Origin of the sequence: Streptomyces sp. CA-181903, assembly GCF_050937075.1 — a bacterium.
Lineage (GTDB): Bacteria > Actinomycetota > Actinomycetes > Streptomycetales > Streptomycetaceae > Streptomyces.
Genome location: NZ_JBNJLY010000001.1, coordinates 7,403,376 through 7,429,159 on the forward strand (window position 1 = coordinate 7,403,376; position 25,784 = coordinate 7,429,159).

The following is a 25,784-nucleotide window of genomic DNA, read 5'->3' on the forward strand; positions in this document are numbered from 1 at the left end:
GCCGGCGCACCGGGGCCCGGGACCGCTCAGGCGGACTCGGCGTCCGGTGCGCCCAGGCCCAGCCGGGCGGCCAGGTCCCTCCGCCGGCTGACGTCCAGCTTGCGGTAGACCCGGGTGAGGTGCTGCTCGACGGTGCTGACGGTGATGAACAGCTTCCGGCCGATCGCCCGGTTGGTCACGCCCGCCGCGGCGAGTTCGGCGACGCGCCGCTCGGCGTCGCTCAGCACCTCGGCGGCGGACGGTCTCGCGGCCTCCGGCGGACCGGACGGCGGCTCGGCCGAGCGTGGCGCCATGCCCGGTGCCGTACCCGACGGTGCGGCCGGCGCGGCCGGCGCGGCCGGAACCGGCCGGAGGACGCCGCCGGGGCGCGCCCGTTCCGCGGGCACTTGGCAGGACGCCATCATCTCGGCGGCCCGCCGCCCCGCCTCCTCGGCTGCCTCGCGTTCCCCCAGCGCCTCGTGGGCGTCCCGGAGATCGGCCAGCGCGCGGGCGAGTTCGAAGCGGCCGGTGTCCGGCCGCAGCAGGTCCACGGCCTGGCGCAGGAGCCCCGGCCGGTCCTCCGGCGCCCCGGTCGCGGCCAGCAGCCGCAGGGTCGTGCCCCGGGTGCGGGGCTGCCGGGTGCCGGGCCGCGTCAGCTGCTCCTCGACGAGCGCCCGGGCCCGGGTCTTGAGCCCCAGGGCCAGCGCGGCCTCGGCGGCGCCGCCGCGCCAGGGGATCAGGGCGGGCAGGTCGAGTCTCCAGGCGGTCGCGAGCCGGCCGCAGCTCTCGAAGTCGGTGAGCGCCGCCGCCGGCCGGCCCGTCGCGAGGTGGAAGTGGCCGCGCGCGTTGAGGTAGTGCAGGCCGTAGCGGGCCTCGAACATGGTGTCCGGCACGGGCTGCCGGATGTAGCGCACCGCCTCGTCGTGCCGTCCCATCATGGTCGTGGCGAGGATCAGCACGGCGAGCGGGCTGCCGATGGCGACGCCCCAGGCGGACGCCGGGAGCCGGGCGAGCGCGGCCTCGCCGTGCCGCACGGCGGTGGCCATGTCGCCCTGCCGGAACGCCGCGTCCGCGCGCATCGTGGCGAACACCGCCTGCCACATCGGCGCCTCGTGCTGCTCGGCCTCCTTCAGCAGCTCGTCGCTCCAGGCGGCGACCTTGTCGGGATGGTCGGCGCAGAGCAGGGTCAGCAGCGCGGCGTGCAGCGACTCCAGGGTGGCGCCGCCCAGGACGACGCTGTGCAGGATGGCCTCGGCACGGGCCGCGGCCGCCTCGCCGGCGCCGTCCGCGAGCAGCCGGTAGAGGACGCTGACGGCGTGCCGGCCGAACGGGCGTGCCGCGTCCGGGCCGGTTCGCGGCGCGGTGACCACGGCCGCGCCGGGAACCGCCAGCAGCGAGGGGTGCGAGTACGCCATCCAGGTCGTGAGGGCCGCCAGTTCCTCCGACTCGGCGGGGTCGGCCGCGGCGCCGTACGCCTTCCACAGCGCGAGCGCCTCCCGGGCCTCCCGGTACCTGCCGTGCCAGAGCAGGCCGCGGGTCAGCAGCCCGGCGTCATGGCCGTTCAGGCGCCCGGCCCGCAGCGCCTCCCACAGCAGTTCCACGTGCCGCATGGCCTTGAGCGGCGACTTCCGCCACTCGACGCGCATCCGGTCCGCGGTGAGGGCGGCGAGCTGCCGGCGGTCCGCGCAGTCCTTCAGGGCCAGGTCGAGGTAGGCGCAGGCGGTCGCTCTCCGGCCGGCGGCGAGCGCGCCGCGGGCGGCCTCCCGCAACACGTTGGTCATCCACGCCTCGGGGGCCCGCTCCGCCGCACGCAGCTGCTCGGCGACGGGACCCGGTGGCGCCCCGGCGTGGTGCAGCGCGGCCGCCACCCGCAGGTGCAGGTCGTGCCGGGTGTCGGGCGGCGTCTCCGCCAGGACGGCCGTGCGCGCCGCGGGATGGCGGAAGTCCTCCGGACCGAGCAGCCCGGTGGCGGCCAGTGAGGCGAGGGCGTGCTCCACCGTCGACGTGTTCATGTCGAGGGCGTGGCCGATCAGGGCCGGCGAACCGGCCGTGCCCAGCGCGGCCACCGCCCGCGCGACCGAGAGCGCCGACGGCTCCGCGAGGTAGAGGCAGTCGGTCAGCGCGGTGCGGAAGGCCGCGTCGGACGCGGCCGGTTCGGGGACGGCCGGATCGGGGACGGCCGGTTCGCCGCCTGGGCGGTGGGCGGCCTCGTGGTCGTCCAGCAGGGCGGTCAGGAACAGCGGGCTGCCGCCGGAGGCCGTGTGGTACGCCTCGGTGAGCTCCCGTGCCTTCGCCGGACCGAGCCTGGACTCGATCAGCGCGTGGACGCCCGAGCGGCTCAGCAGGTCCAGGCGTATCTTGCGGCAGTTCGGCTGGCGGAACAGCTCGGCGTGGAAGACGGGGTGGGGCGAGCGCACCGTGGACAGCTCCGCGAGCAGGAGCAGCACACGGGAGGTCTTCATCCGGCGCTGGAGAAACAGCAGCATCTGCAGTGACGGGCCGTCGGCGTACTGGAGGTCGTCGATGCCCACCACGACCGGGCCGCGGTCGCTCAGCTCCAGCAGGATCGACCGCAGCCCGTTGGCCACCTCGACGCTCGGCTGGTTCATCGTCTCCGGGCCGGCGTCCGGCCCCGGGAGCCGGACGGTTCGCCGGCCAGCAGCGCGGTCGCCCGGCGCCGGAGCTCCGCCGGGAGCGTCTCACACCGGAACAGCTGGTCCATCACGCCCAGCGGCAGTCCGGACTCGGCGCGGGACGCCGCGGCGGTCAACAAGAGAGCGCCGGCCCTCTCCGCCTCTTTGCAGAACGTCTGCAGGAGATGGGTCTTCCCGCTGCCCGCCGGTCCGCTCACCAGCGCGACGCTTCCGCGCCCCGCCCCTGCTTCCGTGAGTAACCCCCCGAGCGCGGCCAACTCCTTCTTACGTTCGGCATAATCCGGACTGCGCAGCACATCCATATTCCCCCCAGCGCGCGACCATACCTGGGCCATGAACCGTAAACATAGCAACCCAGTTCGGTTGATTGCGGTCACCCTGGGTGTGGCGCAACGGAACGTGCCATTCCGCCCCCTGAACACGCAACAACCTTATGGAAGTGTTCAGTTGACAGCCGCCCGGTTGGCTGAAATCGAGCGGCGGGAGGCCGGGAAACCTTTCGTCCACGCGGCCGGGCGCTGCCGATCCTTCGGCAGGGGACGTTGTGCGCGTTGTGCTCATCACCGGGCAGGTCGCTCATGCGATGACTTCCGGCCATTTCGATCACTGTGCGCTCCGGGACACGAGGGGCATCGTGGGACCGGAGGGAATGACGAGGTGTCACCTAAGGTTGAGTGATCGTTCACCCGCACCGGCGGGACGCCTCGGACAGGGAGAGCACGTGCCAGCGGATCACGACGCCGCAGCGGACACCGCCGTCGTCGAGGCGGCCGTGCAGGAGGGCAGGCTCCGGCGGGACCTCGGCTTCCGGGCGCTCACCGCCATCGGCTTCTCCAACATCGTCGGTTCCGGCTGGCTCTTCGCGGCGATGTACGCGGCCCGCACCGCCGGGCCCGCCTCCCTGCTGACCTGGGTGGGCGCCGGTGTGCTGTGCGGACTCGTCGCCCTGGTGATGATCGAGCTCGGCGCGTCACGGCCCGAGGGCGGCGGCACGGTCCGCTGGCCGCTGTACGCCGGAGGGCGGCTCGTCGGGACGCTGATCGGCTGGTCCGTCCTGCTGTCGGTGGGCGGCACCGCCGCCGAGATCAGCGCCATCATGCAGTACGCCGACCACTACTTGCCGGACCTCTACCACGGCCATGTGCTCACCCCCACCGGCCTGGCGCTCGCCGTCGGCCTGAGCGTGCTGCTGACCGCGCTGAACTGGTTCGCGGTCCGCCTGTTCGCACGGCTGAACAACCTCGTCTCCATCTTCAAGATCGCCGTGCCGCTCGTCACCGTCGTCGCCCTGTTCGCCTCCGGCTGGCACTCGGGACGCCTCACCGACCACGGCGGTTTCGCCCCCTACGGCTACGCCGCCTGCCTCTCCGCCCTCGCCGGCGGCGGCATCGTCTACTCGGTCAACGGCTTCCAGGCCGCCCTCGACTTCTCCGGCGAGGCACGCGACCCCCGCCGCACCATCCCCGCCTCCGTCCTCACCGGCATCGGCTTGGCGCTGCTGATGTACCTGGCCCTCCAGTTCGCCTTCCTCTTCACCGTCCCCGAGAGCCTCCTGGGCCACGGCTGGAAGGGCGTCGACCTGGAGTCGCCCTTTGGCCAGCTGGCCCTGATCCTCAACCTGCACTGGCTCTCCAGCCTGCTCTACGCCGACGCGGTGCTCTCGCCCGGCGGCTCGGCGTACGTCGGCGTGGCCCTCAACGCCCGTCACACCTACGCCCTCGCCAAGAACCGCACCCTGCCCCGGACGTTCATGCGGGTGGACCGCCGGTCCGGCATCCCGCACCGGGCCCTCGCCCTGAACCTCGTGGTGATCGTCGTCTTCCTGCTGCCCTTCGGGGAGTGGCAGCGGATCGTCAGCATCATGGGCGACATGTACCTGCTGATCTACGCGGCCTCGGCCGTGGCGGTCGCCGTCTTCCGCGCCGACCCCGGCACCCGGACGGCCGGCTGGGTGCCGGGCCTGCGCTGGATCGCGCCCGTCAGCTTCGTCGTGGCCACCGAGTTCGTGTACTGGTCGGGCTGGCACGACCTGCGGCTGGCGCTGCCCGTCGTCCTGGCCGGACTCGTGATCTTCCTCGCCATGCGGCGCTCCGCCGCCGACGGCCCGCTCGCCGCCGAACTGCGCGAGGGCGCCTGGCTGGTGTGCTACCTGGCGGTGCTGACGCTGCTGTCCTGGCTGGGCACCTTCAAGGGCTCGGGCCGCCTGCCCGCCCCCTACGACTCCCTCGCCGTCGCCCTCTTCGCGCTGGGCGTCTTCCGCTGGGCCGTACGCTCGGGCGTCCGGCACCGGGCGACGGCGCGGGAGGAGACTCCGTAACGGGCCCGGGTGCCCGGCTGCCGTCCTGTCGGCGGGGCCGCCGTCCCACGACCGTGCGGCTCACCGCGACGGGCGGCCCCGCCGGGCCGGGTGCGGACGAGTCGCGTGTCGACGAGTCGGCGGGTCGGCGGCCGAGGAGCGGCGCCGGCGGCCCGGCTTGGCGGAACACGGCGCAGGACGCGGCCCCGCCCCGGCCGGCGAGGCCGTCGGAGTCACCTCGGCACGCCGCGCCTCGGGCGCGATCCCGCCCGAGCCCCTCCCCGCGACCGGTAGACCACATAAGGCCGCACCACATAACCCACCGGCGCCGCGAAGGCGTGCACCAGGCGGCTGAAGGGCCACAGGGCGAACAGCGCCATGGCCAGCAGCGCGTGCACCCGGTACGCCATCGGCGCGTGCGCCATGGCGCCGACGTCCGGGTCGAGGGTGAAGAGGCTGCGGAACCAGACGGACACCCCCGCCGGTAGTCGTACGGATGCGCGCCCGCGTCGCCGGCCGTGGCGGTGAGCCCGGCCAGGATCACCGCCGCGAGCAACGGCAGCACCAGGCGGTCGCTCGGCCTGGTCGTCCGCCGCACGGCGGGCACCCGCAGCCGCCGCCAGATCAGCAGCCCGAGCCCGGCCGCCGTGGCGAGCCCGGCCGCGCCGCCCAGGACCAGGGCGTTGAGGTGGTAGAGCCGCTCGCTGACGTGGAGCCGTTCCGTCCAGGACTCCGGGACGAGCAGCCCGGCGACGTGCCCGCCGATGACGAGCAGCAGCCCGTAGTGGAACAGCGGCCCCGCCACGGACAGCAGCCGCGACTCGTGCAACTGGGTGGAGCGGGTCGTGAACCCGAACCGGTCGTAGCGGTAGCGCCAGACGGAACCGGCGACGCACAGCGTCAGTACCACGTACGGCAGGACGCCCCACAGCACGATGTCCGCGTACCTCATCGCGGCCCGCCTTCCGGAGCGGCGTACGGGGCCAGCCCGACGGTCTCCACGGGCGGCCCCTCCCGCGCCACCCGCCGGGCCCGCCGCCGGTCGGCGGCGGAGGGCGCGGGCAGGGTCAGGCACACCGCCAGGACCACCCGCGCGTACGGGCTGCCGTGCTTCTCCAGCGCGGCGTGCAGCAGGTCCAGCGCGGGCCGGTGCCCGGCCAGCAGGGCGCCGCCTTCCCGGGGGCGGCGGGCCGCGAACTCCAGCAACGACGGCAGGTAGTCCGGCAGTTCGCCGTCCGGCGGCTGCCAGCCGCCCGCCCGCAGCGCCGCCTTGAGGCGGACGAGCGAGGCGCCGCGCCGCCGGGTGTCGCCGTCCGCGTAGTACGTCAGGTGCAGGGTGCGCCGGCGGCTGCGGTCGAAGGTGGTGACGTAACGGGCCGCCAGGTCGAGGACGGGCACGCCGGCCACCTCGTCGCAGAACGCGGTGAGCAGGGCGGGGCCCGCGCCGGGCAGGCCGGACAGCGCCTCCCGGACGGCCCGGAGGCGGTCCGGCCAGTCGGCGTCCGGATAGGCGAGCAGCAGGGACGCGCCCTGCCGGACGGCGTTCGCGGTCATCGCCCGCCCCCCTCGCGCCGGGGGAACAGGCCGGCCGGGGTGCCGCGCCCGTTCCAGTTGAGCAGGTTGAGGCGGCCCGCCGGCACGCGCCCGCCCGGTGTGTCCGCGCCGCCCGGGGCCGGGACGGCGGGCGGGGCGTGGAAGGCGTCCGCGCCGCCCTCGTACATGCCGGGCCCGCCGGCCCCGTCCAGGCTGCACCCCGGCAGGTCCTGCGGAACGGGCGGCCCGCCCTCGTACGCGGTGGGGATGACGTAGCGCTCGTCGTACTTGGCGAGGGCCAGCAGCCGGTACATCTCCGCCATGCCGTGCTCGTCCAGCCCGACGCTCGCCGCGATGGCGGGGTCCTGGGGCTCGCCCAGGTTCACCCGCCGCATGTGGGCGCGCATCGCCGCGAGGCGGCAGAGCGCGGCCTCGACCGGCCCCGGGTCGCCGGCCGTGAACAGCTCGGCCAGGTACGCCAGCGGGATGCGCAGCGCGTCGACGGCGGCGAACAGGTTGGCCGGGTCCTCGCCGTCGTGCCCGCTGCCGCTCAGCGCGTCGACGACGGGCGACAGCGGGGGCACGTACCAGACCATGGGCAGCGTCCGGTACTCCGGGTGCAGCGGCAGCGCCAGCCGGTAGGTGGAGATCAGCGCGCGGACGGGGGAGCGGCGGGCGGCCGTGATCCAGTCGTGCGGGATGCCGGACGCCTCGGCGGCGCGGACGACGTCCGGGTCGTGCGGATCGAGGAAGCAGCCGAGCTGGGCCTCGTAGAGGTCCTTCTCGTCCGGGACGGCCGCCGCCGCGCCCACCCGGTCGGCGTCGTAGAGCATCACCCCGAGGTAGCGCAGCCGGCCCACGCAGGTCTCCGAGCACACCGTGGGCTCCCCGGCCTCGATGCGCGGGTAGCAGAAGGTGCACTTCTCGGCCTTGCCGGTGTGGTGGTTGAAGTACACCTTCTTGTACGGGCAGCCGGAGACGCACATCCGCCAGCCGCGGCAGCGGTCCTGGTCGACCAGGACGATGCCGTCCTCGACGCGCTTGTACAGCGCCCCGGACGGGCAGACGGCGACGCAGGACGGGTTGAGGCAGTGCTCGCAGATGCGCGGCAGGTAGAACATGAACGCCTGCTCGTAGGCGAGCCGCACCTCCTCGTTCATCTTCCGCAGCACCGGGTCCCCGGCCAGGTGCTCGGGGCCGCCGCCGAGGTCGTCGTCCCAGTTCGGCCCCCAGGTGACGGCGGTGGGGCGGCCGTCGGTCAGGGAGCGCGGCCGGGCGGTGGGCACGTCGTCGCCGAGCGGCGCGTTGATCAGGGTGTCGTAGTCGTAGGTCCAGGGCTGGTAGTAGTCGTCCAGGGTGGGCAGTTCGGGGTTGGCGAACAGCCGGGCGAGGCGGCGGGCGCGCCCGCCGGAGCGGGGCACGAGCCGGCCGCGCTTCAGCCGCCAGCCGCCCTTCCAGCGGTCCTGGTCCTCGTGGCCGCGCGGGTAGCCCTGGCCGGGCCGGGTCTCCACGTTGTTGAACCACGCGTATTCGGTGCCGGCCCGGTTGGTCCACGTCTGCTTGCAGGTGACCGAACAGGTGTGGCAGCCGATGCACTTGTCGAGATTCATCACCATCGCGACCTGGGCCATCACACGTCCGACGGCCGGTGCGCCGCCGGTAGGGGGTTTGCCATGGCGCACGTCAGTACTCCACGTTCTGCGGGCGCCGCCGGATGGTGGTGACGGCGTCCCGCTGGTTGCCGGTGGGTCCGTAGTAGTTGGGCGCGAACGCCAACTGGCCGTAACCGCCGATGAGATGGGTGGGCTTGATCAGCAGCTTGGTGAGCGCGTTGTGCACGCCCCCGCGGCGGCCGGTCGCCGCGGACTTCGGGACGTTCACCAGGCGCTCCTGCACGTGGTACATGAACACGGTGCCGGGTGGCATGCGGTGCGAGACCACGGCCCGGGCGACGACGACGCCGTTGGCGTTGACCGCCTCGACCCAGTCGTTGTCCGCCGCCCCGATCGCCTCGGCGTCCGGCACGCTCATCCAGATCACCGGGCCGCCCCGGGCCAGGGTCTGCATCAGCGGGTTCTCCTGGTACTCGGAGTGGATCGACCACTTCGAATGCGGGGTGACGTACCGGACGGTGACCGCCCGGCCGTCCCCGGCGTCCGGGCCCGGCCCGTACTCCCCGAGCGCCGCCAGATCCAACGGCGGGCGGTAGACGGGGAGTTGCTCGCCGAGCTCGGCGATCCAGTCGTGGTCGAGGTAGAAGTGCTGGCGGCCGGTGAGGGTGTGCCAGGGCTTGCGGTGCTCGATGTTGACGGTGAACGGCGCGTAGCGGCGGTCCGGCGCCTCCTTGCCGGACCACTCGAAGCTGGCCCCCACCTGCACCGGCCGGTCCTGGGCGTCGGAGAACACCACCCGCCGTTCGGCCACCGCCTCGCCGAGACCGGCGAGCCCGCTCCCCGGCCCGCACCGCCGGGCCAGCTCGCCGAAGCCCTCGGCGGCGATCCGGCCGTTGGTGGTGCCCGACAGCGCGAGGATCGCCTCGCAGAACTTCACGTCCGTGTCCAGCAGCGGCCGGCCCGCCGCCACGCCCCCGACGGCCGTCCCGCAGCGGGCGGCCAGCCAGCGACTCTCCGGCTCGGGACGTACGGTGACGCCCTTGACCTGGACGCCGTTCCGTTCGGACAGCGGCCCGAAGGCGGCCAGCTTCTCGGCGACGGCCGTGTAGTCGCGCTCGACCAGGGCGAAGCCGGGCAGGTTGTGACCGGGTGCGGCGGGCACGCCGGCCTCCCGCCAGTCGGGCACGTGCCCGCCGGGCTGGGCGGTCTCGCCGGGCGTGTCGTGCTGGAGCGCCGTCGCCACCAGGTCGTACGCCGTGTCCAGCCGCCCGCGGGCCAGCTCGGCGACCTTCGCCGCCAGCCCCTGGAAGATCTCGAAGTCCGTGCGCGCCTCCCAGGGCGGGTCGATCGCGGGGGAGAAGGCGTGCACATAGGGGTGCATGTCCGTGCTGGACAGGTCGTGCTTCTCGTACCAGGTGGCGGCGGGCAGCACGAGGTCGGCGAAGAGCGTCGTCGACGTCATCCGGAAGTCCAGCGCCAGCAGCAGGTCGAGCTTGCCGCGTGGCGCCTCCTCCCGCCACAGCACATCGCGCGGGCGGTCCTCCGGCGGCGCCTCGGGCGCGCTCGCGTTGTCGTCGGCGCCCAGCAGGTGGCGGAGGAAGTACTCGTTGCCCTTCGCCGAGGAACCGATGAGGTTGGCGCGCCAGACCGTCAGCACCCGCGGCCAGTTGGCGGGCGCGTCGGGGTCCTCACAGGCGAACCGCAGCTTCCCGGCGGTCAGTTGGCGCGCCACCCACGCGCCGGGGTCCGCCCCCTCGGCCCGGACGGCCGCGCCCAGGTCCAGCGGGTTGGCCGAGAACGTCGGATAGGAGGGCATCCAGCCGAGCCGGGCGGACTGCGCGACCAGGTCGGCCGTGTGCCGGCCGGCGAAGAGGCCGCGGCCGGTCGCCGCCGCCAGCGCGTCGGCGCCGTACCGCTCGTAGCGCCACTGGCCGGTGTGCAGGTACCAGTACGGCGTGCCCGCCATCTGCCGGGACGGACGGCACCAGTCGGCCGCGGTCGAGAGCTGCTGCCAGCCCGCGTACGGCCGCACCTTCTCCTGCCCGACGTAGTGCGCCCAGCCGCCGCCGTTGACGCCCTGACAGCCGGTGAGCAGCAACAGGGACAGGAACGAGCGGTAGATGGTGTCCGAGTGGAACCAGTGGTTGGTGCCCGCGCCCATGACGATCATCGCCCGGCCCCGGGACGCCTCGGCGGTCCGAGCGAACTCGCGGGCGACGCGCGCCGCCCGCGCGGCCGGCACGGAGGTGACCGCCTCCTGCCAGGCGGGGGTGCACGGTTCGGAGGCGTCGTCGTAACCGGCCGGCCAGCGGCCCGGCAGCCCCGGCCGCCGCACCCCGTACCCGGCGAGCAGCAGGTCGAACACGGTGGTGACCGGCCGGCCGCCGACCTCCCGCACCGGGACGCCGCGCCGCAGCGTGCCGCCCGGCTCGTCGAAGCGCGGCAGCAGTACCTCGACGGACGGGCCATCCGGCCGGTGGAAGCTCAACTCCGGCCGGATGGCGCCGAGATCGAGGTTCCAGCGGCCCTCGCCGTCCGCGCCCCAGCGGTCGCCCAAGGTGCCGCCGGGTACGGAGGGGCGGCCGGTGGCGGCGTCGAACAGCACCGGTTTCCACGGGGAGCCGCCCTCCACGTCGACGGCGGTCAGGAACTTCCCCGGGGTGTACGTCCCGTCCTCGTGCGCGTCGAGGGCGACGAGGAACGGCAGGTCGGTGAAGCGCGTGACGTAGTCCGTGAAGTAGGGGACCTGCCGCTCGACGAAGAACTCGGTGAGGACGACGTGCCCCATCGCCATGGCGAGCGCCCCGTCCGTCCCCGGATGCGGGTGCAGCCACTCGTCGGCGAACTTGGTGGCGTCCGCGTAGTCCGGCGACACCACGACCACCTTCTGGCCGCGGTACCGCGCCTCGGCCATCCAGTGCGCGTCCGGGGTCCGGGTGACCGGCACGTTCGAACCCCACAGCATCAGGTACGCGGCGTCCCACCAGTCGCCGGACTCCGGCACGTCCGTCTGGTCCCCGAACACCTGCGGGGACGCGATCGGCAGATCGGCGTACCAGTCGTAGAACGACAGCATCGGCGCGCCGATCAGCGCCATGAAACGCGCCCCCACCGCGTGCGACGCCATCGACATCGCGGGGATCGGCGAGAACCCGGCGACGCGGTCGGGGCCGTGCGCGGCGATGGTGTGCACGTGCGCGGCGGCGGCGATCTCCAGCGCCTCCTCCCAGCCGACGCGCACCAGCCCGCCCTTGCCCCGCGCCTTCTGGTAGCGGCGCCGCCGCCGCGGATCGGCGGTGACCTCCGCCCAGGCGGCCACCGGATCGCCCAGCCGCTCCCGCGCCTCCCGGTACATCTCCAGCAGGACGCCGCGGACGTGGGGGTGGCGCACCCGCGTCGGCGAGTACGTGTACCAGGAGAACGACGCGCCCCGCGGGCAGCCGCGCGGCTCGTACTCCGGCCGGTCCGGGCCCACCGACGGGTAGTCCGTCTGCTGCGTCTCCCAGGTGATCAGGCCGTCCTTGACGTACACCTTCCAGGAGCAGGACCCGGTGCAGTTCACCCCGTGGGTGGAGCGCACCACCTTGTCGTGCGCCCAGCGCTCCCGGTACGGGCTGTCGTTGACGTCCTGGTCCGTCCGGAACACGGCCCGCAGATCGGGCGTCGTGTCCACCGGCCGCAGCGAACGGCCCAGCCGCAGCAGCCGCTCCTCGGCGGCCGCTGCCGCCGCCTCCGCCCTGTCACGGGCCCGACGAAGAGCCACGCACCTCACCCCTTCGCGTGACGGATCCGAGCCTCCGCCGGACTGCGGCGCGCTCCGTTCCGCATCCACGATGCTGCCCAACCCCGCTCGTTCAGCAGGGCTTGGCGGGAGTTGAGGAGGGCTATAGGAAGTTTTCCTTGTGCTTTGCACTAGTTGCGAATTACATGTGTGTAGCCGGGGCGGGGCGCGTCAGACCACCCAGTAGTGCCCCTCCTCCAGGTCCGCGAGGAGGCCCGGACGGACGGGACGCCAGCCCAGCCGCTCCCGTGTCAGGGTGGCCGAGGCGGGGGAGTCCAGGCCGGCGAACGGGGTGAGCCACCCGAAGTGGGCGGCGGCCTCGTCACCGGAGAGGCCCCGCACCGGAAGCCCCAGCCGGCGGCCGACGAGGGACGCGATGTCGCGGAACGGCACCCCCTCCTCCGCGACGCCGTGCAGGCGGCTGCCGGCCGGCGCGGACTCCAGGGCCAGCCGGAACAGGACGGCCGCGTCGAGCAGATGCACGGCGGGCCAGCGGTTCGCGCCGTCCCCGACGTACGCCGACACACCGCGGGCACGGGCGCGGCCGATCACCTCCGGGAGGAACGCACGGTCGCCGCGGCCGTGCACGGTCGGGGGGAGGCGGACGGCGGACGAGCGGACGCCGCGCCCGGCCAGGGCGAGCACCGCGTTCTCCGCCGGCGTCCGGTGGGTGCCCGGCGCAGCCGGGTCCTCCTCCGTCGCGACCGGGCCCGACGCCTGCACGATCATGGAACCGGAGGCCGAGACCAGCGGCTTGCCGGAACCCTCCAGCGCCGCGCCGAGGGCCTCCACGGCCCGCAGGTCGATCTCGCCTGCGGTGGTGAGGTCCCCGGTGTCCAGCAGGTCGTGGCGGTAGGCGAGGTGGACGACGCCGTCCGAGGCGGCGGCCGGACCTTGCAGGCCCTCCGGGTCGCCGAGGTCGCCCCGGCACACCTCGGCACCGGCTTCCACGAGGGCGGCGGCGCTCCGGTCGGAACGGGCGAGACTGAGGACCCGGTGCCCGGCGCCGAGCAGTTCCCGGACCACGGCGGAACCGATGAAGCCGGAGGCGCCGGTGACGAAGACACGCATGGTGAACTCCTGAGAAGAGGAAAGGGGGCGCCCCGCCCGGTGACCGGTCGGTGGCGGAGGCGATGGACCCATCCTCCGGACGGAGAGCGCGACGGGCCAGGTCCCATTCCGCATACGGCCATGCGATACAGGCATCACCACAGCTCATAGTTGGTGATGGGGAACTCCCGGACATCCGGCGGGAGTACGCTTCCGGCATGCCCGAACCAGCAGGCCCCGCGCCGGATCTCGACCTGCGGCTGGTGCGCTACTTCACCGCCGTCGCCGAGCACCGGCACTTCGGCCGCGCCGCCGAGGCCCTGCGTATCGCCCAGCCGTCGCTCAGCCGGCAGATCCGGAGCCTGGAGCGGCGGCTGGGCGCCCGGCTGCTGGACCGCACCCCGCGCGGCACCCGGCTCACCGAGGCCGGAGAGGTCTTCCTGCCGCTCGCCAAGGCGCTCCTGCGATCCGCCGCGCAAGCGGCCTCCCGTACCCGCGCCGCGGCCCGGCCCGACCGCCTCACCATCGGCGTCCTCCCACCCCTGATCATCACGCCCGCGGTGCGCGAGCTGCGCCGCCTGCACCCGGAAGCGGAGGCGGCGACCGTGCACCTGCGGTGGGACGACGTGAGCGCGGCCCTCCTCGACCACCGCGCGGACGCCGTGGTGGCCCGCCTGCCCTTCCCCGCCGAGGGACTCCACGTGACGCTCCTGTACTCCGAGCCACGGGTCCTCGTCGTCCCCCGCGACCACCGGCTGGCCGGCAGGAGCCGCGCGACCCTGGACGACATCGCCGACGAACCCCTGCCCCGCGTACGCGACCCCGACCCCGTCTGGGACGCCTACTGGCGTATCGACCCCCGACCGGACGGCCGCCCGGCACCCGGCGGCCCGCTGATCGAGTCCATGGAGGACAAGCTGGAGCACGTGGCGGCGGGCGAGGCCGTCGCCATCATGGCCGCCGGCGCGACAGCCGGCCTCCGCCCGGACCTGACCGTGATCCCCCTGGAAGGCGTCGAGCCGAGCCACGTGGTCCTGGCGACCCGGGCGGGCGACCGGAGCCGACTGGTGACGGCCTTCGCCGCGTGCGCCGGGGAGCTGCTGACGGGAGCGGGGCCGGGACCGGGGGCGGCGGGGGAACCCGGGCCCGCGCGCGGAGTGACCCATGCGCCCGCGTCGGGCGGCACACCGGGCTCCGCGGCGGGCGCGGATGCCGCGCCTGGGCGGGGGGTGGTGCCTGCCCCTGGGCCGGGCATGGAACCCGGTTCCGTGCGGGACGCGCCCGCTCCCGAGCGGGGCGCCGCGCCCGGCTCCGCGTAGGGCGTCGGGTCCGGTCGCGGGCGGGGTGTGGTTTCCGTGTCTGTGGGGGGCGCGTACGGCTCTGTGCCGGGTGTGGTGACCGACCTGTGCCGGGTGCGAACCCCGACCTCCGAGCGCGGCTGGGGTTCGATCGCGGCGGGGCGTGGCTTCCGTGCCTGTGCCGGGCGCGTCCGGTTCTGTGTCGGGTGCGGCTCCGGCTCCGCGTGGAGTGGGGGACCGCCCAGCCGCGAAGGGTGCGGAGCCCGGTCCCGAGCGGGACGCGGGGTCCGACGCCGGGCGCGGCGTGGCTCCTGTCCCTGCGCCCGGCCCGGCGTCCGGCATCCGGCGGCCCTGCGCCGGATGGGGTGCTCGCCCGGCGTCGGGCGACCGAACACGGACCGGCTCCGGCCCCGGAATCCGGCTTCGCCGCGTAGCGCCCGGCCGACGCCACGTGAGCCGGAGGGGCGCTGGGTGTGTGCCCGCCCATGAGACCCGCGTCACCTACGGCGCCGGGCCGTATCCGGCCGTCGCGCCGCCGCCCGGACGCGCCCGGGAGCGCCTCCGTCCGTACCGTCCCGACCTCGAAAGAGGGCCGTAGACACGGTCGTTGCCAGGGGTTTTGGCCGCCGCTAAGAATGGTGGGACCGCACGGCGCCGTCCGACCGAGAACGGCGCTTTTCTTTGCGCCGGTCCAGGCCCGTGGCGGTTTCCCGATCCGAAAGGTTCACCCTCCTCATGCGTTCCACTCACTCCGGCTATACCCGTCTGACCAAGGCCCACAAGTTCTCCGCCGCGGCTCTGACCGCCGCCGGTGCCGCCGCTGTCGCGTTCGGTGCCGCCTCGCACGCGGTGGCGGCCCCGGCGCCGGTCAAGCCGGTCGCGATGAACATGGAGGCTTTCGGTCAGGCGCAGGCCGCCGAGCGGGCGGACGCCGCCGACAAGGCGGCCGAGCAGGCCCGGACCGAGGCTGCCGCGGCCAAGCACGCCGCCAAGGCCAAGGCCGACGCCGACGCCAAGGCCAAGGCGGACGCCAAGGCCAAGGCCGAGGCGGACAAGGACCGTGCGGAGAAGCAGGCCGCGAACCGCTCCACCGCCCGCAAGCCGATCCAGAAGCCGGCTGCCCCCGCCGCTCCCGCCGCTCCGGCGCCGAAGGCGTACGGCAACGACCTGGAGGGCTGGATCTCCCAGGCTCTGGACATCATGAAGGCCAAGGGCATCCCGGCCTCCTACGAGGGTGTGAAGCGGAACATCATGCGGGAGTCGACCGGTAACCCGCACGCGATCAACGACTGGGACGTCAACGCCGTCAACGGTGTGCCGTCCAAGGGTCTGCTGCAGATCATCGACCCGACGTTCAAGGCGTACCACGTCGAGGGCACGTCCTGGGACATCTGGGACCCGGTCGCCAACATCGTGGCGTCCTGCAACTACGCGGCCGACAAGTACGGCTCCATGGACCACGTGAACTCCGCCTACTGACCGGCGGAAACCACACGACAGCCGTGGGCGGCGTCCCCTCCGGACGCCGCCCACGGCTGTCGTCGTACCCCGGCCGCCGTCCCGGCCGGTCCCGCCGGTCAGTCCCGCAGGGCGGCGAACACGCCGGGCTCGTACGAGCCGCCCGGCCGGCGCAGGATCACGCCGAACCGGTTGGCCGCGTTGATCATGGCGACGAGCCCGACCAGCGCCGCGACCTGGTCGTCGTCGTAGTGCTCGCGCACCCGCGCCCAGGTCTCGTCGGACACGCCCTGGTGGGCGTCGGCGAGCCGGGTGCCCTCCTCCGCGAGCGCCAGCGCGGCCCGTTCGGCGTCCGTGAACACGGTGGACTCGCGCCAGGTGGCGACCAGGCCGAGCCGGAGCGCGGACTCGCCCGAGGCCGCGGCCTCCTTGGTGTGGACGTCGGCGCAGAAGCCGCAGCCGTTGATCTGGCTGGCGCGCAGGCAGACCAGTTCCCGGAGGGGCTTGGGCAGGGCCGGCTCGATCACCGCGCTGACCGCGGCGGTCCGCTTGCCGATCCTCGTGCCGGTCTCGGTGGCGAACAGGTCGAAACGGGGTTCCATCAGAGCGTCCTCCTCGTGAGTCGGGTACCGCGCACGGTGTCGGCGCGGCCTCCTTGCGCCCACCAGACGCCGCCCGCCGGAAACGTGTGACGGCGCGGCGATGTGACGGGCGCCACCGCCCGCGGACGTCACACGGCGGCCGGGCCCGGCGTCCTGTGCGCGTGAACGGCCGAGAACGGCGACCACAGACAGACAGGACCCCCCATGCGCGAGCCCAGCCGCCCCACCCCCGACCCCGCCACCGAGACGTTCCTCGCCCACCGCAACCTGCTGTTCACCGTCGCCTACGAGATGCTCGGCTCCGCCGCCGACGCCGAGGACGTCCTGCAGGAGACCTGGCTGCGCTGGGCGGACGTCGACCTCGACACCGTGCGCGAGCGGCGCGCGTACCTCGTGCGGATCACCACCCGCCAGGCGCTGACCCGGCTCCGGACGCTGCGCCGGCGCCGGGAGTCCTACGTCGGCCCCTGGCTGCCCGAGCCGCTGCTCACCACGCCGGACGTGGCCGAGGACGTCGAGCTCGCCGACAGCGTCTCGACGGCGATGCTGCTGGTCCTGGAGACGCTCACGCCGACGGAGCGGGCGGTGTTCGTGCTGCGCGAGGTGTTCGGCCTGGCGTACGACGAGATCGCGGCGGCCGTCGACAAGAGCCCGGGCACGGCCCGCCAGATCGCGCACCGGGCCCGCGCGCACGTCGCGGCGCGCCGCCCGCGCGGCGCCGTCTCCCCGGCCGAGACCCGGGACGCCCTCGCGGCGTTCCGGCGGGCCGTCGAGACCGGCGACCTGAACGCGCTGCTCGACGTCCTCGCCCCCGACGTCGTCCTGCTGACGGACGGCGGCGGTGTCGTGCGGGCCGCGACGGCCCCCGTCGTCGGGGCCGGCACGGTGGCCCGGGTGCTCGCCCGGATCCCCGCCGCCGCGGCGTCGCTGCGCCCGGTGTGGGCCAACGGTTTCCCGGCCCTGGTCGTCCGGCTCGACGGCGCGGTCGACACCGTTCTGACGGTGCGGATCGACGACGGCCTCGTCACCGGCCTCTACGCCGTGCGCAACCCCGAGAAGCTGTCCCGCCTCGAACGGGAGACCGCCGTCACCCGCTGAGCCCGGCCGCCGTGCCGGACCGCCGGTTTCCGGCCGCCGCCCCGGGCGCAGTAATCGAGAAGGGGAGCAGAGGAGCAGGGGTACAGCGGAGGGGGACGACGCATGACCGTGATCGCCGGGCTCGTACACAACGGGCGGGTGCACCTGGGCGGGGATTCGGCCGGGGTCGCCGGCCTCCGGATCACCGTCCGCCGGGATCCGAAGATCTTCCGGAACGGCCCGTACGTCATGGGCTTCACCACCAGTTTCCGCATGGGCCAATTGCTGCACCACGCGTTCCGCGCCCCCAAACCCGCTGGCGATCTGGACCGCTTCATGACGACCGTCTTCGTCGACAAGCTCCGCAAGTGCCTGAAGGAAGGCGGCTGGGCGCGCAAGGACGCCGAACAGGAATCCGCCGGCACATTCCTCGTCGGCATAAACGGCCGTCTGTTCGCCGTCTACGGCGACTATCAGATAGCCGAACCCGCCGACGGATACGCCGCCGTGGGCTGCGGCGAGGGATTCGCGCTGGGCGCCCTGCACGCCACGGCGGACCTCGAACTGAAGCCGCGGAAACGCCTGGAACTGGCCCTTTCGGCGGCCGACCACCACAGCGCCGGTGTCTCGGCGCCTTTCGCCTATGTGGCCACGCGTAGGCAACCCGTCTGACCGGCGGCGCCCCCGGAACGACCGTCCCGCACACCCGCCCGTACCGCCGCCCCGGCCACGCCCTCTGTTCACCGCGCGCCCGCGACGGCAGATTGGGGACGGTCGGAACGATCAGCCCCCAAGGTTCAGGCCCAAGGTTCAGCCCCCAAGGTGAGGTGAGCGGAGTGCGGCGACACGACGAGGCGACGCGGCGCTACTACGAGACGCGGGACGTGGACGTCTTCTACGACGCCGTCTGGGGCGGCGAGGACATCCACACCGGCAGCTACGCACGCGAGGGGGAGCCCGTCGCGGACGCGTCGCGGCGGACCGTGGAGCGGATGGCGGCGTACCTCGCCGACCGGCTGGGGCCCGGGCGGCGGGCCCTGGATCTCGGCTCCGGGTACGGGGGCACCGCCCGCTACCTGGCCGGGCGGTTCGGGTGCCGGGTCGTCGCCCTCAACCTCAGCGAGGCACAGAACGAACGGCACCGCGAGACCAACACCGAGCGCGGCCTGGACGGCCTCGTCGAGGTCGTCACCGGCTCGTTCCACGACGTGCCCTACGGCGACGGCGAGTTCGACGCCGTCTGCTCGCTGGAGGCGCTCTGCCACAGCGACGACCGCGCCCGCGCGCTGGCCGAGGCGGCACGCGTCCTGGCGCCGGGCGGCGCCCTGGCGTTCACCGACATCATGGCCGCCGAGGGCACCCCCGACGACGCCCTGCGGCCCGTCCTCGCCCGGCTCGGCGTCGACGCGCTGGCCACGCCGGCGTTCTACCGGGAACGGCTGACGGCACTCGGCCTGGAGGACGTCGGCTTCGACGACCACAGCGAACAACTGGTGCGCCACTACGTCCGGCTGACCGAGGAGACCGAATCCCGGAAGGACACCCTCCGGGACCTCATCAGCCCCGACTACCTCCAGGGCCTCCTGCTCAACCTGCCGCTGTGGGTGGACGCGGCCCGGAGCGGACGCCTGCGCTGGGGCATCTTCCACGCGCGGCGCTCGACGGCGTGACCGATACCGCCGCCCGGTGCGCTGGACGCCCCCGGCGCGCCTCCGCCAGGATGCCGCCGGGGCCGGGCACCACCGCGGCACCCCGGACACGTACGAAGGGGGTTCGAATCCGATGCGAAGAGTTCTCCGCGGCCTGGTCGCCGGGACGGCCGCCGCCCTCGCGGTGACGGCCGTGCCCGCCACCGCCCCGGCCGCGGCACGGGAACGCCGTGAGCCCACGGCGCCACCGGAGTTCGTCGCCCTCCGGGACGTCGACCCGACCATCCGGCAGGAAATGCGCTACCGCACCCGCCACAACTTCACCGGCGAGCGGATCGACGGCTACCGGCAGCCCCTGTGCGTCGTGACGCGTGACACGGCCACCGCACTGCGCCGGGCGCAGCGGACGTTCCTCCGGCAGGGCTACTCCCTCAAGGTCTACGACTGCTACCGGCCGCAGCGCGCCGTCGACCACTTCGTCCGCTGGGCCGAGGACCTCGGCGACCAGCGGATGAAGGCGGAGTTCTACCCGCGCGTCGACAAGACGCGGCTGTTCGAGGACGGCTACATCGCGGCCAAGTCAGGCCACAGCAAAGGCAGTACGGTCGACCTGACCCTCGTCCGGCTGCCCGCGCTCCCCACCCGCCCGTACCGCCCCGGCGAACCGCTGAAGCCGTGCTACGGGCCGCAGCGCGACCGCTTCCCCGACAACTCCCTGGACATGGGCACCGGGTTCGACTGCTTCGACACCCTGTCGCACACCCTCGACCCGCGCGTCGTCGGCACCCAGCGCGCCAACCGACTCCTGCTCAAATCCGGCCTGGAGAAGGCCGGTTTCCGGAACCTCCCGGAAGAATGGTGGCACTACACGTACCAGCCGGAGACGTTCCCGGACACGTACCTCGACTTCCCGGTCACCCGGCACTCACTCCGGCCGGTCGGCCCGGTAGGGGTTCCGGCGGACGCGTCCGTCAGTCCTCCAGCCCGCACAGCGCCTCGTAGGACGCCTGGACGAAGCCGGACGCCGGGGTCGGCCCGGCGTCGGCCAGCGCCACGAGGGCCGCTCCCGACCCCGGCAGGAAGCCCGCGAAGGCGGTGAACCCCCGCGTCGCCCCGGAGTGGTGGAGCAGCGGACGGCCCCCGCGCGGGTTCAGGTTCCAGACCAGGCACAACCGCTTGCCCGTGCGCGGCAGGACCAGCCGCGGGCGCCGGACGTCGGCCAGCGCCGCGCGCAGACTCGGCGGACCGGCGGCGCACGCGGGCTCCAGGAGTGCCCGGACGACGGTGAGCAGGTCCCGCGCGCTGGAGCGCAGCGCACCGGCGGCCGGCAGCCCCGGAATCAGCCAGGCGGGGCGCGGCCGGCCGCGCCACCGGCCCGTCAGCTGGGGGCGCCCCGCGTCGCAGTCGGTGTCCGTCAGGCCCAGGGGCCGCAGGACGCGCTCGGCGAGCAGCGCCGGGTACGGGGTGCCGGCGGCGTGGGCGAGGACGTGACCGAGCAGCCCTACACCGAAGTTGGAGTAGCGCACGCGTGTGCCGGGAGGGTGGCGCAGCCGGGTACGCGGCAGCACGGCCTCCACCAGGCCGGCAGGGTAGCCCGCGTACGGGTTGCGGAACCAGCCGTGCCGGACGGCCCGCGGCAGCAGCCCCGGTGGCAGGTGCGGCAGGCCGGAGGTGTGCGTGGCCAGGTGGAGCAGGGTGATCGGGCCGGGTGCGCCGTGGGGCAGGTAGCGGGCGACGGGGTCGTCGTACCGCACCTCGCCGCGGGCGGCGAGTTCCGCGAGGAGCAGGGCGGTGAAGGTCTTCGTCAGGGAGCCGACCTCGAAGCGCGAGTCCGGCCGGGCCGACCCCCGGCACAGCACGACGTGCTCGCCGCGGCGCACGGCCGCGACGGCCACGGCGTCCGCGCCCCGGGCCGGCAGTGGCGGGAGCCGGTCCCGGAGCGGGGCGCCCGTCACGCCGCCCGCGCGAGGGCGACGACACCGGCGATCACGGTGACGGCCACTGTGTGCCGGTGGTCTTCGAAGCGCCTCCGCGCGTCGCCCGCCACGGGCTCGCCGTCGCGCGGTACCAGACCGTCGTCGTTCTGGAGCGCGGCGACCGTCTCCCAGTCGGCCGGCGAGCAGTAGGGCTCGTCCAGGCAGACGCCGGTGAGCATCAGCTCGGCCACCAGGTCCCACGCGCGCACTTCGCGCCAGACATCGATCCACACGGGCAGCCACGTCCGCACATAGCGGGCGAGATCGGGCGGCAGCCCGTGGGGGAGCCCGCCCCAGTCGGTGAGGTGGAAGACCGTGTGGGTCAGCACGTAGGCGGTGAACCAGTCGATGGCCCACGGTTCGGGAGCGGCGGCGAGCCAGGTGGCGCGGGCGAGCCCGGCCCAGTCCTCGTCCGGGCCGAGACCGGCGACACGATGGGCGTTGGCGACGGCGAGCCGGCGGTTGGGCAACAGCTCGACGCCGCGCGCCGACCGCAGCCCGGCGCGGTGGGCGAGCAGCCGGTCGAGGTCCGTGTGCCGGAGGCCGCAGCGGGCGAAGTGCGCGTAGATCTCCAGGGGATCGGTCACCAGCGGGTGGCGCAACTGGCGTGCGTAGAGCAGGTCGCCGTCCCGGAACTGCGCCCAGGCGAACTCCAGCAGTTCCCGGGCGGCCTCGCGCCGCGCGGGGCCGAGGACACCGGGGGAGCGCAGCACGAGGGACGCGGCGAGGGCGGTCTCGCCCAGGGGTTGGCAGACGCTGTCGGGACCGGCGAGTCCCCCGGTGGCGCCGGGCGGGAACGCGCCGAGGGCGCGGTGGGTGTGCAGCCAGGTCAGGGCGCGGTCGGCCATGCTCCGGGCGGCCGTCACTACGGGCGCGGGCAGCGTCATACGGCGACCGCTTCCGGGCCGCCCGAGGCCGGCAGCCGGCCCGCGACAGCCGCGTCCAGCGCGGTCCGCGGGCTCCGGCCGGCCAGCAGCGCCACATGCTCCAGAGCGGGCGCGGGGTCCAGGGGCAGGGTAACGCCGTCGTGGCGGAGCAACGCCAGCCAACGGACCAGCCGCGCGGCCGTCGGGAGGTCACGACGCAGCAGCGAGCGGGTCAGCCCCCGGCTCAGTGCGACCGCCCCGCCGCGCGCCGCCACGCGCACCGGCCCGTCGAGATGGGGCGTGGCCAGCGGGGACAGCCGGGCCATGCGGAGGGACCACTCCCGCCAGCGCGCAGGGTCGCCCGGCACGCCGTCGTCCGCAGGCGGCGGGGCCGCCACCCGGTGGGCGCCGTCGGCGCCGAGGCGGACGAGGAGGCGGGCGGTCGCCCAGTCACGCCAGGCGGCGGACGCCGAGCGCGACGCCTGCCCGCCCGGCGGCACCGGGAAGGCGGTGAAGGAACGGATCACCGCGTCGGCGTCTTCCGCGCGCAGGGGAGCGCCGGCCAGGAGACAGGGGACGAAGACGTCCGCACCGACGACCCGGACGGCGGCGAGCGCCGCGAGAGGGTCGGGATGGCCGTCCACGTACCGGGCGATCAGGCCCGCACCGTCCGTCCCCCGGCACAACGCGTCCAGGACGCGGTCCGCGAGCCCGTCGGCCGCCGCCGCGTAGGCGGGCCGGACGCTCACTTGCGCCTGGGCTCCTTGGGCTCCCTGGGGGAGAGCAGGAGGACTCCGAGAAGGCCGTCGAGCCCGGCGGTCACTTCGAGCGGTGCGCCGCTGACCGGGGACTCCGGTTCCGCCATCAGTGCCTCGACCGCGGCGGCTTCGGCAGGGGCCGCGACGGGCGCGACGGGACGGCTGATCTCCTGCACGGGCATGAGCGGGCCTCCTCACGGGTCGGCAGGGGGCCGGACGAACGGCAAGCCCCGCATCCCGAGTCTAGGGAGCGTGAACGGGCTGCCCCGGCCACCGGGAGGGGGCGCGAAAGGGTGAGTGGCGTCGTGTCGGACGCACACGGGGGCGCGACCGGCACGACTCCGGCGCGGCCCCAAGTGCCTTGACCTCAAGCGTTATCGAGGTTCTAGCCTTCACCCGTCCCACCTTCCTCACGACAGACAGGGGTCACATCGTCATGGAGTACAGGGGTCACATCGTCATGGAGTACTCGCACAGCGACGCCGACCTTCTCCGGCAGCCCGTGGGCCAGTGACCGTCCGCCCGACTGCGTACGCCCCCTGACGCCGCGTCGGCGGGCCGGCGCCGGGTGGGGGAGGCCCCACCCGCCGTTCGGGGGTCTTCACCAGTGAGGCGGGTCACGCGGGTGCCTAGCGTGAGGCGTGGTGCGGCCGTCGCGTCGAGGCCGGCCGCTGCCGGAACGCCCCGCTCATGGTGAAGGAGACGCGATGACACCCTTGCGCAGAGCCGCCGCCGCGCTGACGGCCGCCGCCTGCCTGGCCGCACTGCCCGCCGTCGCGGAGGCCGGCACGGGCACGGGCGCCGGGGACGGCTCCGGTACGTCCGCCGGCGAAGGTCCCGGCACGTCCGCCGGGCTCGCCCGCTACCAGCACCAGCGGCCGGACTGGAAGAGCTGCCTCCAGGGACCCGACGACGAGACCGGCCGCGCCCTGGACCGCGCCGGCGCCCGCTGCGCCACGATCACCGTGCCCCTGGACTACTCCGACCCCGGCGGCCGTACCCTCACCCTCGCCGTCTCCCGCGTCAAGGCCACCGACACCGCCCGCCGGGCCGGTGCGCTCCTCGTCAACAACGGCGGACCCGGCGGCCCGTCGCTCGGCCTCGCCGCGGAGATCCGCGCGGCCATGAAGGACGTCGGTGAGCGCTACGACGTCATCGGCATGGACCCGCGCTTCGTCGGCCGCAGCACCCCGCTGGACTGCCACTGGCCCACCGGCACCTGGCTCCGCTCCGCCGGCTCCGGCCGGGAGACCTTCGAGCGGCAGGCCGCCTTCCAGCGCGACCTGGCCGAGCGCTGCGGCCGGGCGGCGGGCGACGTCCTGCCGTACATCACCACCCGCGACACCGCCCGGGACATGGACGTCGTCCGCGCCGTCCTCGGCGAACGCCGCATCTCCTACCTGGGCTACTCCTACGGCACCTACCTCGGCACCGTGTACACCCAGATGTTCCCCGGCCGCACCGACCGGGTCGTCCTCGACGGCGCCCTCGACCCCCGCGCGTACAGCCCCCGGCTGCTGGCCACGGCGATCGACGCCAACGAACGCGCCCTGGAGCACTGGGCCGACTGGACGGCGCGCCGCGACGCCCGGTACGGGCTCGGCCGCACCCGCGCACAGGTGCTCGCCACCGTCGACGGCATCGTCCGCACGGCCGCCCGGCGCCCGCTCGCCCTGCGTGCCGGGGAGCGGACGTACGAGGTCGACGACACCGTCGTCCCGTCCCTCCTCTTCAGCGCCCTGGCCGACGACCGGGACCCCAACCGCGCCGCCCTCGCCGGCGCGGTCGCCGCGCTCCACCGGGCCGCCCGCGACGGTGACACCGTCGAGGCCCCCGAACAGCTGGCCGACATCCTCGCCGCCACCCTGAGCGAGGCCGCGTCCGCGGCGGGCAGCGTCCAGGCGGCGATCCTGTGCGGCGACGTCGCCGCACCGCGCGACGCCGAGACGTACCGGCGCGCCGTCGAGGACTCCCGCGCCGCGCACCCCGTCTTCGGCCCGCTCGCGCACAACACCAATCCCTGCGCGTTCTGGCCCCGGCCGCCGCGCGAACAACCCACCGAGGTCCGCACCGACGCCCGCGCCCTGATCGTCGCCGCCACCGGCGACCCGCGCACCCCGTACGCCGGCAGCCGGGCCCTGCACGGCCTGCTGCCGTCCTCCCGTCTCCTCACCGTCGAAGGAGCGGAGCACCACGGCCTCTACGCCGAGTACGGCAACGCGTGCGTGGACGGGCGGGTGAACGCCTACCTCGCCACCGGCCGCCTTCCGGAGGCCGACGCGACCTGCCCGAAGTAGCGCCGGGCCGCCGCTCGTACGCCGCGCCATTGCGGGCGGCCCGCTCCGCACGGCACCCTGGGGGACCCATGGAGACAGGTACGCTCACCGTTCCCGGCGCCGCGATCCACTACGAGGTACGCGGAGCGGGCCCGCCCCTCCTCCTGATCAACGGCGGCGACGGCGACGCCGCCATGTTCGGCCCGCTGGCCCACCTGCTGGCCGAAGACCACACCGTCATCACCTACGACCCGCGCGGCAACTCCCGCAGCCGCCTCACGGCCCCGCCCCGGGAGCAGACGATCGAAGAGCGCGGCCACGACGCCCGCTTGCTGCTCGACACGGTCGCCCCCGGGCGGCCGGCGTACGTCTTCGGCACCAGCTACGGCGGCATGACCGGCATGGACCTCCTGGCCCGCCACCCCGGCCGGGTGCGGGCACTGGTCGCCCACGACCCGTTCGTCGTCGACCTGCTGCCCGACGCCGACCGCTGGCACGCCCTCTTCCGGGACATCCACGCCCTCCACCGGCGGGAGGGACCGCGCCCGGCGATGCGGCGGCTCTGCGAGGAGATCGGCCTCGACGATGTACCCGAGCCGGACGAGGCGCTGCCCGCGCCCGCGCGCGCGATGCTGAGCCGTGTCGAGGCCAACGGCGCGTTCTGCCTGGAGTACGAACTCCGCTCCTTCACCCGCTTCCGCCCGGACATCGAGGCCCTCCGGGCGGGCCGGTGCACGCTGGTGACCGGCGAGGGACCGCCCCACGCGCTCACCTACCGCACGACGACGACACTGGCCGAGCGATTGGGCGTCGAGGTCACGGAGTTCCCGGGCGGGCACGTGGGTTACCTGACGCACGCGGCCGAGTTCGCCGCCGCGCTGCGGGCCGTCTTCGCCCGCTGACGGCTCGTCATGAGAG

Annotated in this window: 19 protein-coding genes and 3 pseudogenes; 9 read left to right on the forward strand and 13 right to left on the reverse strand. The window is 74.5% G+C overall.

The window, feature by feature from the left end:
• Positions 1 to 26: 26 nt before the first annotated feature.
• On the reverse strand, positions 27 to 2,588 hold the full coding sequence (locus ACQEVS_RS32645) for a LuxR C-terminal-related transcriptional regulator (RefSeq protein ID WP_433027028.1): 2,562 nt from the start codon (positions 2,586 to 2,588) through the stop codon (positions 27 to 29).
• Positions 2,585 to 2,968, reverse strand: a complete 384-nt coding sequence (locus ACQEVS_RS32650) for an ATP-binding protein (protein WP_433027031.1) — start codon at positions 2,966 to 2,968, stop codon at positions 2,585 to 2,587. Before ACQEVS_RS32650 ends, ACQEVS_RS32645 begins: the two co-directional genes overlap by 4 nt.
• Positions 2,969 to 3,354: 386 nt before the next feature.
• On the opposite strand from ACQEVS_RS32650, the gene ACQEVS_RS32655 reads away from it, so the two are divergent.
• Positions 3,355 to 4,950: an APC family permease gene (locus ACQEVS_RS32655; RefSeq protein WP_433027034.1), complete on the forward strand. Its 1,596-nt coding sequence runs from the start codon at positions 3,355 to 3,357 to the stop codon at positions 4,948 to 4,950.
• Positions 4,951 to 5,162: 212 nt separating this feature from the next.
• Here the strand turns inward: ACQEVS_RS32655 and ACQEVS_RS32660 are convergent, their stop codons facing one another.
• The 6 genes and pseudogenes from ACQEVS_RS32660 to ACQEVS_RS32685 form a co-directional block, all read right to left on the reverse strand.
• On the reverse strand, positions 5,163 to 5,405 hold the full coding sequence (locus ACQEVS_RS32660) for a respiratory nitrate reductase subunit gamma (protein WP_433027037.1): 243 nt from the start codon (positions 5,403 to 5,405) through the stop codon (positions 5,163 to 5,165).
• Positions 5,406 to 5,473: 68 nt separating this feature from the next.
• Positions 5,474 to 5,881 (reverse strand): annotated as a pseudogene (gene narI / locus ACQEVS_RS32665) (respiratory nitrate reductase subunit gamma); the annotation flags it as partial.
• Positions 5,878 to 6,483 (reverse strand): nitrate reductase molybdenum cofactor assembly chaperone, encoded by a 606-nt coding sequence (gene narJ / locus ACQEVS_RS32670; RefSeq protein WP_433027040.1) that lies wholly within the window; start codon positions 6,481 to 6,483, stop codon positions 5,878 to 5,880. The pseudogene narI and the gene narJ, both read right to left, overlap by 4 nt.
• Positions 6,480 to 8,093 (reverse strand): nitrate reductase subunit beta, encoded by a 1,614-nt coding sequence (gene narH / locus ACQEVS_RS32675; RefSeq protein ID WP_433027043.1) that lies wholly within the window; start codon positions 8,091 to 8,093, stop codon positions 6,480 to 6,482. Before narH ends, narJ begins: the two co-directional genes overlap by 4 nt.
• Before the next feature lie 52 nt (positions 8,094 to 8,145).
• Positions 8,146 to 11,838, reverse strand: a complete 3,693-nt coding sequence (locus tag ACQEVS_RS32680; RefSeq protein ID WP_433027046.1) for a nitrate reductase subunit alpha — start codon at positions 11,836 to 11,838, stop codon at positions 8,146 to 8,148.
• 189 nt (positions 11,839 to 12,027) lie between these two features.
• Positions 12,028 to 12,927 carry an SDR family oxidoreductase gene (locus ACQEVS_RS32685; RefSeq protein WP_433027048.1) on the reverse strand — a complete coding sequence of 300 codons (900 nt, stop codon included), beginning with the start codon at positions 12,925 to 12,927 and terminating at the stop codon, positions 12,028 to 12,030.
• A 197-nt stretch (positions 12,928 to 13,124) separates the two neighbouring features.
• Here ACQEVS_RS32685 and ACQEVS_RS32690 point away from each other — a divergent pair.
• A pseudogene (locus tag ACQEVS_RS32690) lies at positions 13,125 to 14,021 on the forward strand (LysR family transcriptional regulator); the annotation flags it as partial.
• Positions 14,022 to 14,939: 918 nt separating this feature from the next.
• Positions 14,940 to 15,683: a transglycosylase SLT domain-containing protein gene (locus tag ACQEVS_RS32695; RefSeq protein ID WP_433027051.1), complete on the forward strand. Its 744-nt coding sequence runs from the start codon at positions 14,940 to 14,942 to the stop codon at positions 15,681 to 15,683.
• A 98-nt stretch (positions 15,684 to 15,781) separates the two neighbouring features.
• On the opposite strand, the gene ACQEVS_RS32700 is transcribed toward ACQEVS_RS32695, so the two are convergent.
• Complete coding sequence (locus ACQEVS_RS32700) at positions 15,782 to 16,264, reverse strand: carboxymuconolactone decarboxylase family protein (RefSeq protein WP_433027054.1); 483 nt, start codon at positions 16,262 to 16,264, stop codon at positions 15,782 to 15,784.
• 204 nt (positions 16,265 to 16,468) lie between these two features.
• On the opposite strand from ACQEVS_RS32700, the gene ACQEVS_RS32705 reads away from it, so the two are divergent.
• The 4 genes and pseudogenes from ACQEVS_RS32705 to ACQEVS_RS32720 form a co-directional block, all read left to right on the forward strand.
• A complete protein-coding gene (locus ACQEVS_RS32705) occupies positions 16,469 to 17,362 on the forward strand; it encodes an RNA polymerase sigma-70 factor (RefSeq protein WP_433027056.1) in 894 nt (297 codons plus the stop codon).
• Between the two features lie 102 nt (positions 17,363 to 17,464).
• On the forward strand, positions 17,465 to 18,013 hold the full coding sequence (locus ACQEVS_RS32710; protein WP_433027059.1) for a hypothetical protein: 549 nt from the start codon (positions 17,465 to 17,467) through the stop codon (positions 18,011 to 18,013).
• A gap of 164 nt (positions 18,014 to 18,177) precedes the next feature.
• Positions 18,178 to 19,011 (forward strand): SAM-dependent methyltransferase, encoded by an 834-nt coding sequence (locus ACQEVS_RS32715; protein WP_433027062.1) that lies wholly within the window; start codon positions 18,178 to 18,180, stop codon positions 19,009 to 19,011.
• 112 nt (positions 19,012 to 19,123) lie between these two features.
• A pseudogene (locus ACQEVS_RS32720) lies at positions 19,124 to 19,921 on the forward strand (M15 family metallopeptidase); the annotation flags it as partial.
• 40 nt (positions 19,922 to 19,961) lie between these two features.
• Here the strand turns inward: ACQEVS_RS32720 and ACQEVS_RS32725 are convergent.
• Genes ACQEVS_RS32725 through ACQEVS_RS32740 form a run of 4 tightly spaced genes read right to left on the reverse strand, consistent with a single transcriptional unit; the run spans position 19,962 to position 22,772 of the window.
• A complete protein-coding gene (locus ACQEVS_RS32725; RefSeq protein ID WP_433027065.1) occupies positions 19,962 to 20,945 on the reverse strand; it encodes a serine hydrolase domain-containing protein in 984 nt (327 codons plus the stop codon).
• Positions 20,942 to 21,853: a DUF6895 family protein gene (locus tag ACQEVS_RS32730; RefSeq protein WP_433027068.1), complete on the reverse strand. Its 912-nt coding sequence runs from the start codon at positions 21,851 to 21,853 to the stop codon at positions 20,942 to 20,944. Before ACQEVS_RS32730 ends, ACQEVS_RS32725 begins: the two co-directional genes overlap by 4 nt.
• The gene (locus ACQEVS_RS32735) at positions 21,850 to 22,581 is read right to left on the reverse strand and encodes a hypothetical protein (RefSeq protein WP_433027071.1); all 732 of its coding nucleotides are present in this window, start codon (positions 22,579 to 22,581) and stop codon (positions 21,850 to 21,852) included. The genes ACQEVS_RS32730 and ACQEVS_RS32735 overlap by 4 nt, the downstream gene beginning before the upstream one ends.
• Complete coding sequence (locus ACQEVS_RS32740) at positions 22,578 to 22,772, reverse strand: hypothetical protein (RefSeq protein ID WP_433027074.1); 195 nt, start codon at positions 22,770 to 22,772, stop codon at positions 22,578 to 22,580. The genes ACQEVS_RS32735 and ACQEVS_RS32740 overlap by 4 nt, the downstream gene beginning before the upstream one ends.
• 525 nt (positions 22,773 to 23,297) lie before the next feature.
• Here ACQEVS_RS32740 and ACQEVS_RS32745 point away from each other — a divergent pair.
• Positions 23,298 to 24,887, forward strand: coding sequence for an alpha/beta hydrolase (locus ACQEVS_RS32745; RefSeq protein WP_433027077.1), 1,590 nt, complete (start codon positions 23,298 to 23,300; stop codon positions 24,885 to 24,887).
• A gap of 68 nt (positions 24,888 to 24,955) precedes the next feature.
• Positions 24,956 to 25,768, forward strand: a complete 813-nt coding sequence (locus tag ACQEVS_RS32750) for an alpha/beta fold hydrolase (protein WP_433027080.1) — start codon at positions 24,956 to 24,958, stop codon at positions 25,766 to 25,768.
• Positions 25,769 to 25,784: the final 16 nt, after the last annotated feature.

Coding starts and splice junctions, on each gene's coding strand:
- ACQEVS_RS32700 (WP_433027054.1), bottom strand. CDS start 16,264: ATGGAACCCCGTTTCGACCTGTTCGCCACCGAGACCGGCACGAGGATC.
- ACQEVS_RS32740 (WP_433027074.1), bottom strand. CDS start 22,772: ATGCCCGTGCAGGAGATCAGCCGTCCCGTCGCGCCCGTCGCGGCCCCT.
- ACQEVS_RS32710 (WP_433027059.1), top strand. CDS start 17,465: ATGACCGTGATCGCCGGGCTCGTACACAACGGGCGGGTGCACCTGGGC.
- ACQEVS_RS32750 (WP_433027080.1), top strand. CDS start 24,956: ATGGAGACAGGTACGCTCACCGTTCCCGGCGCCGCGATCCACTACGAG.
- ACQEVS_RS32730 (WP_433027068.1), bottom strand. CDS start 21,853: ATGACGCTGCCCGCGCCCGTAGTGACGGCCGCCCGGAGCATGGCCGAC.
- narJ (WP_433027040.1), bottom strand. CDS start 6,483: ATGACCGCGAACGCCGTCCGGCAGGGCGCGTCCCTGCTGCTCGCCTAT.
- ACQEVS_RS32695 (WP_433027051.1), top strand. CDS start 14,940: ATGCGTTCCACTCACTCCGGCTATACCCGTCTGACCAAGGCCCACAAG.
- ACQEVS_RS32685 (WP_433027048.1), bottom strand. CDS start 12,927: ATGCGTGTCTTCGTCACCGGCGCCTCCGGCTTCATCGGTTCCGCCGTG.
- ACQEVS_RS32745 (WP_433027077.1), top strand. CDS start 23,298: ATGACACCCTTGCGCAGAGCCGCCGCCGCGCTGACGGCCGCCGCCTGC.
- narH (WP_433027043.1), bottom strand. CDS start 8,093: ATGGCCCAGGTCGCGATGGTGATGAATCTCGACAAGTGCATCGGCTGC.
- ACQEVS_RS32650 (WP_433027031.1), bottom strand. CDS start 2,968: ATGGCCCAGGTATGGTCGCGCGCTGGGGGGAATATGGATGTGCTGCGC.
- ACQEVS_RS32705 (WP_433027056.1), top strand. CDS start 16,469: ATGCGCGAGCCCAGCCGCCCCACCCCCGACCCCGCCACCGAGACGTTC.
- ACQEVS_RS32645 (WP_433027028.1), bottom strand. CDS start 2,588: ATGAACCAGCCGAGCGTCGAGGTGGCCAACGGGCTGCGGTCGATCCTG.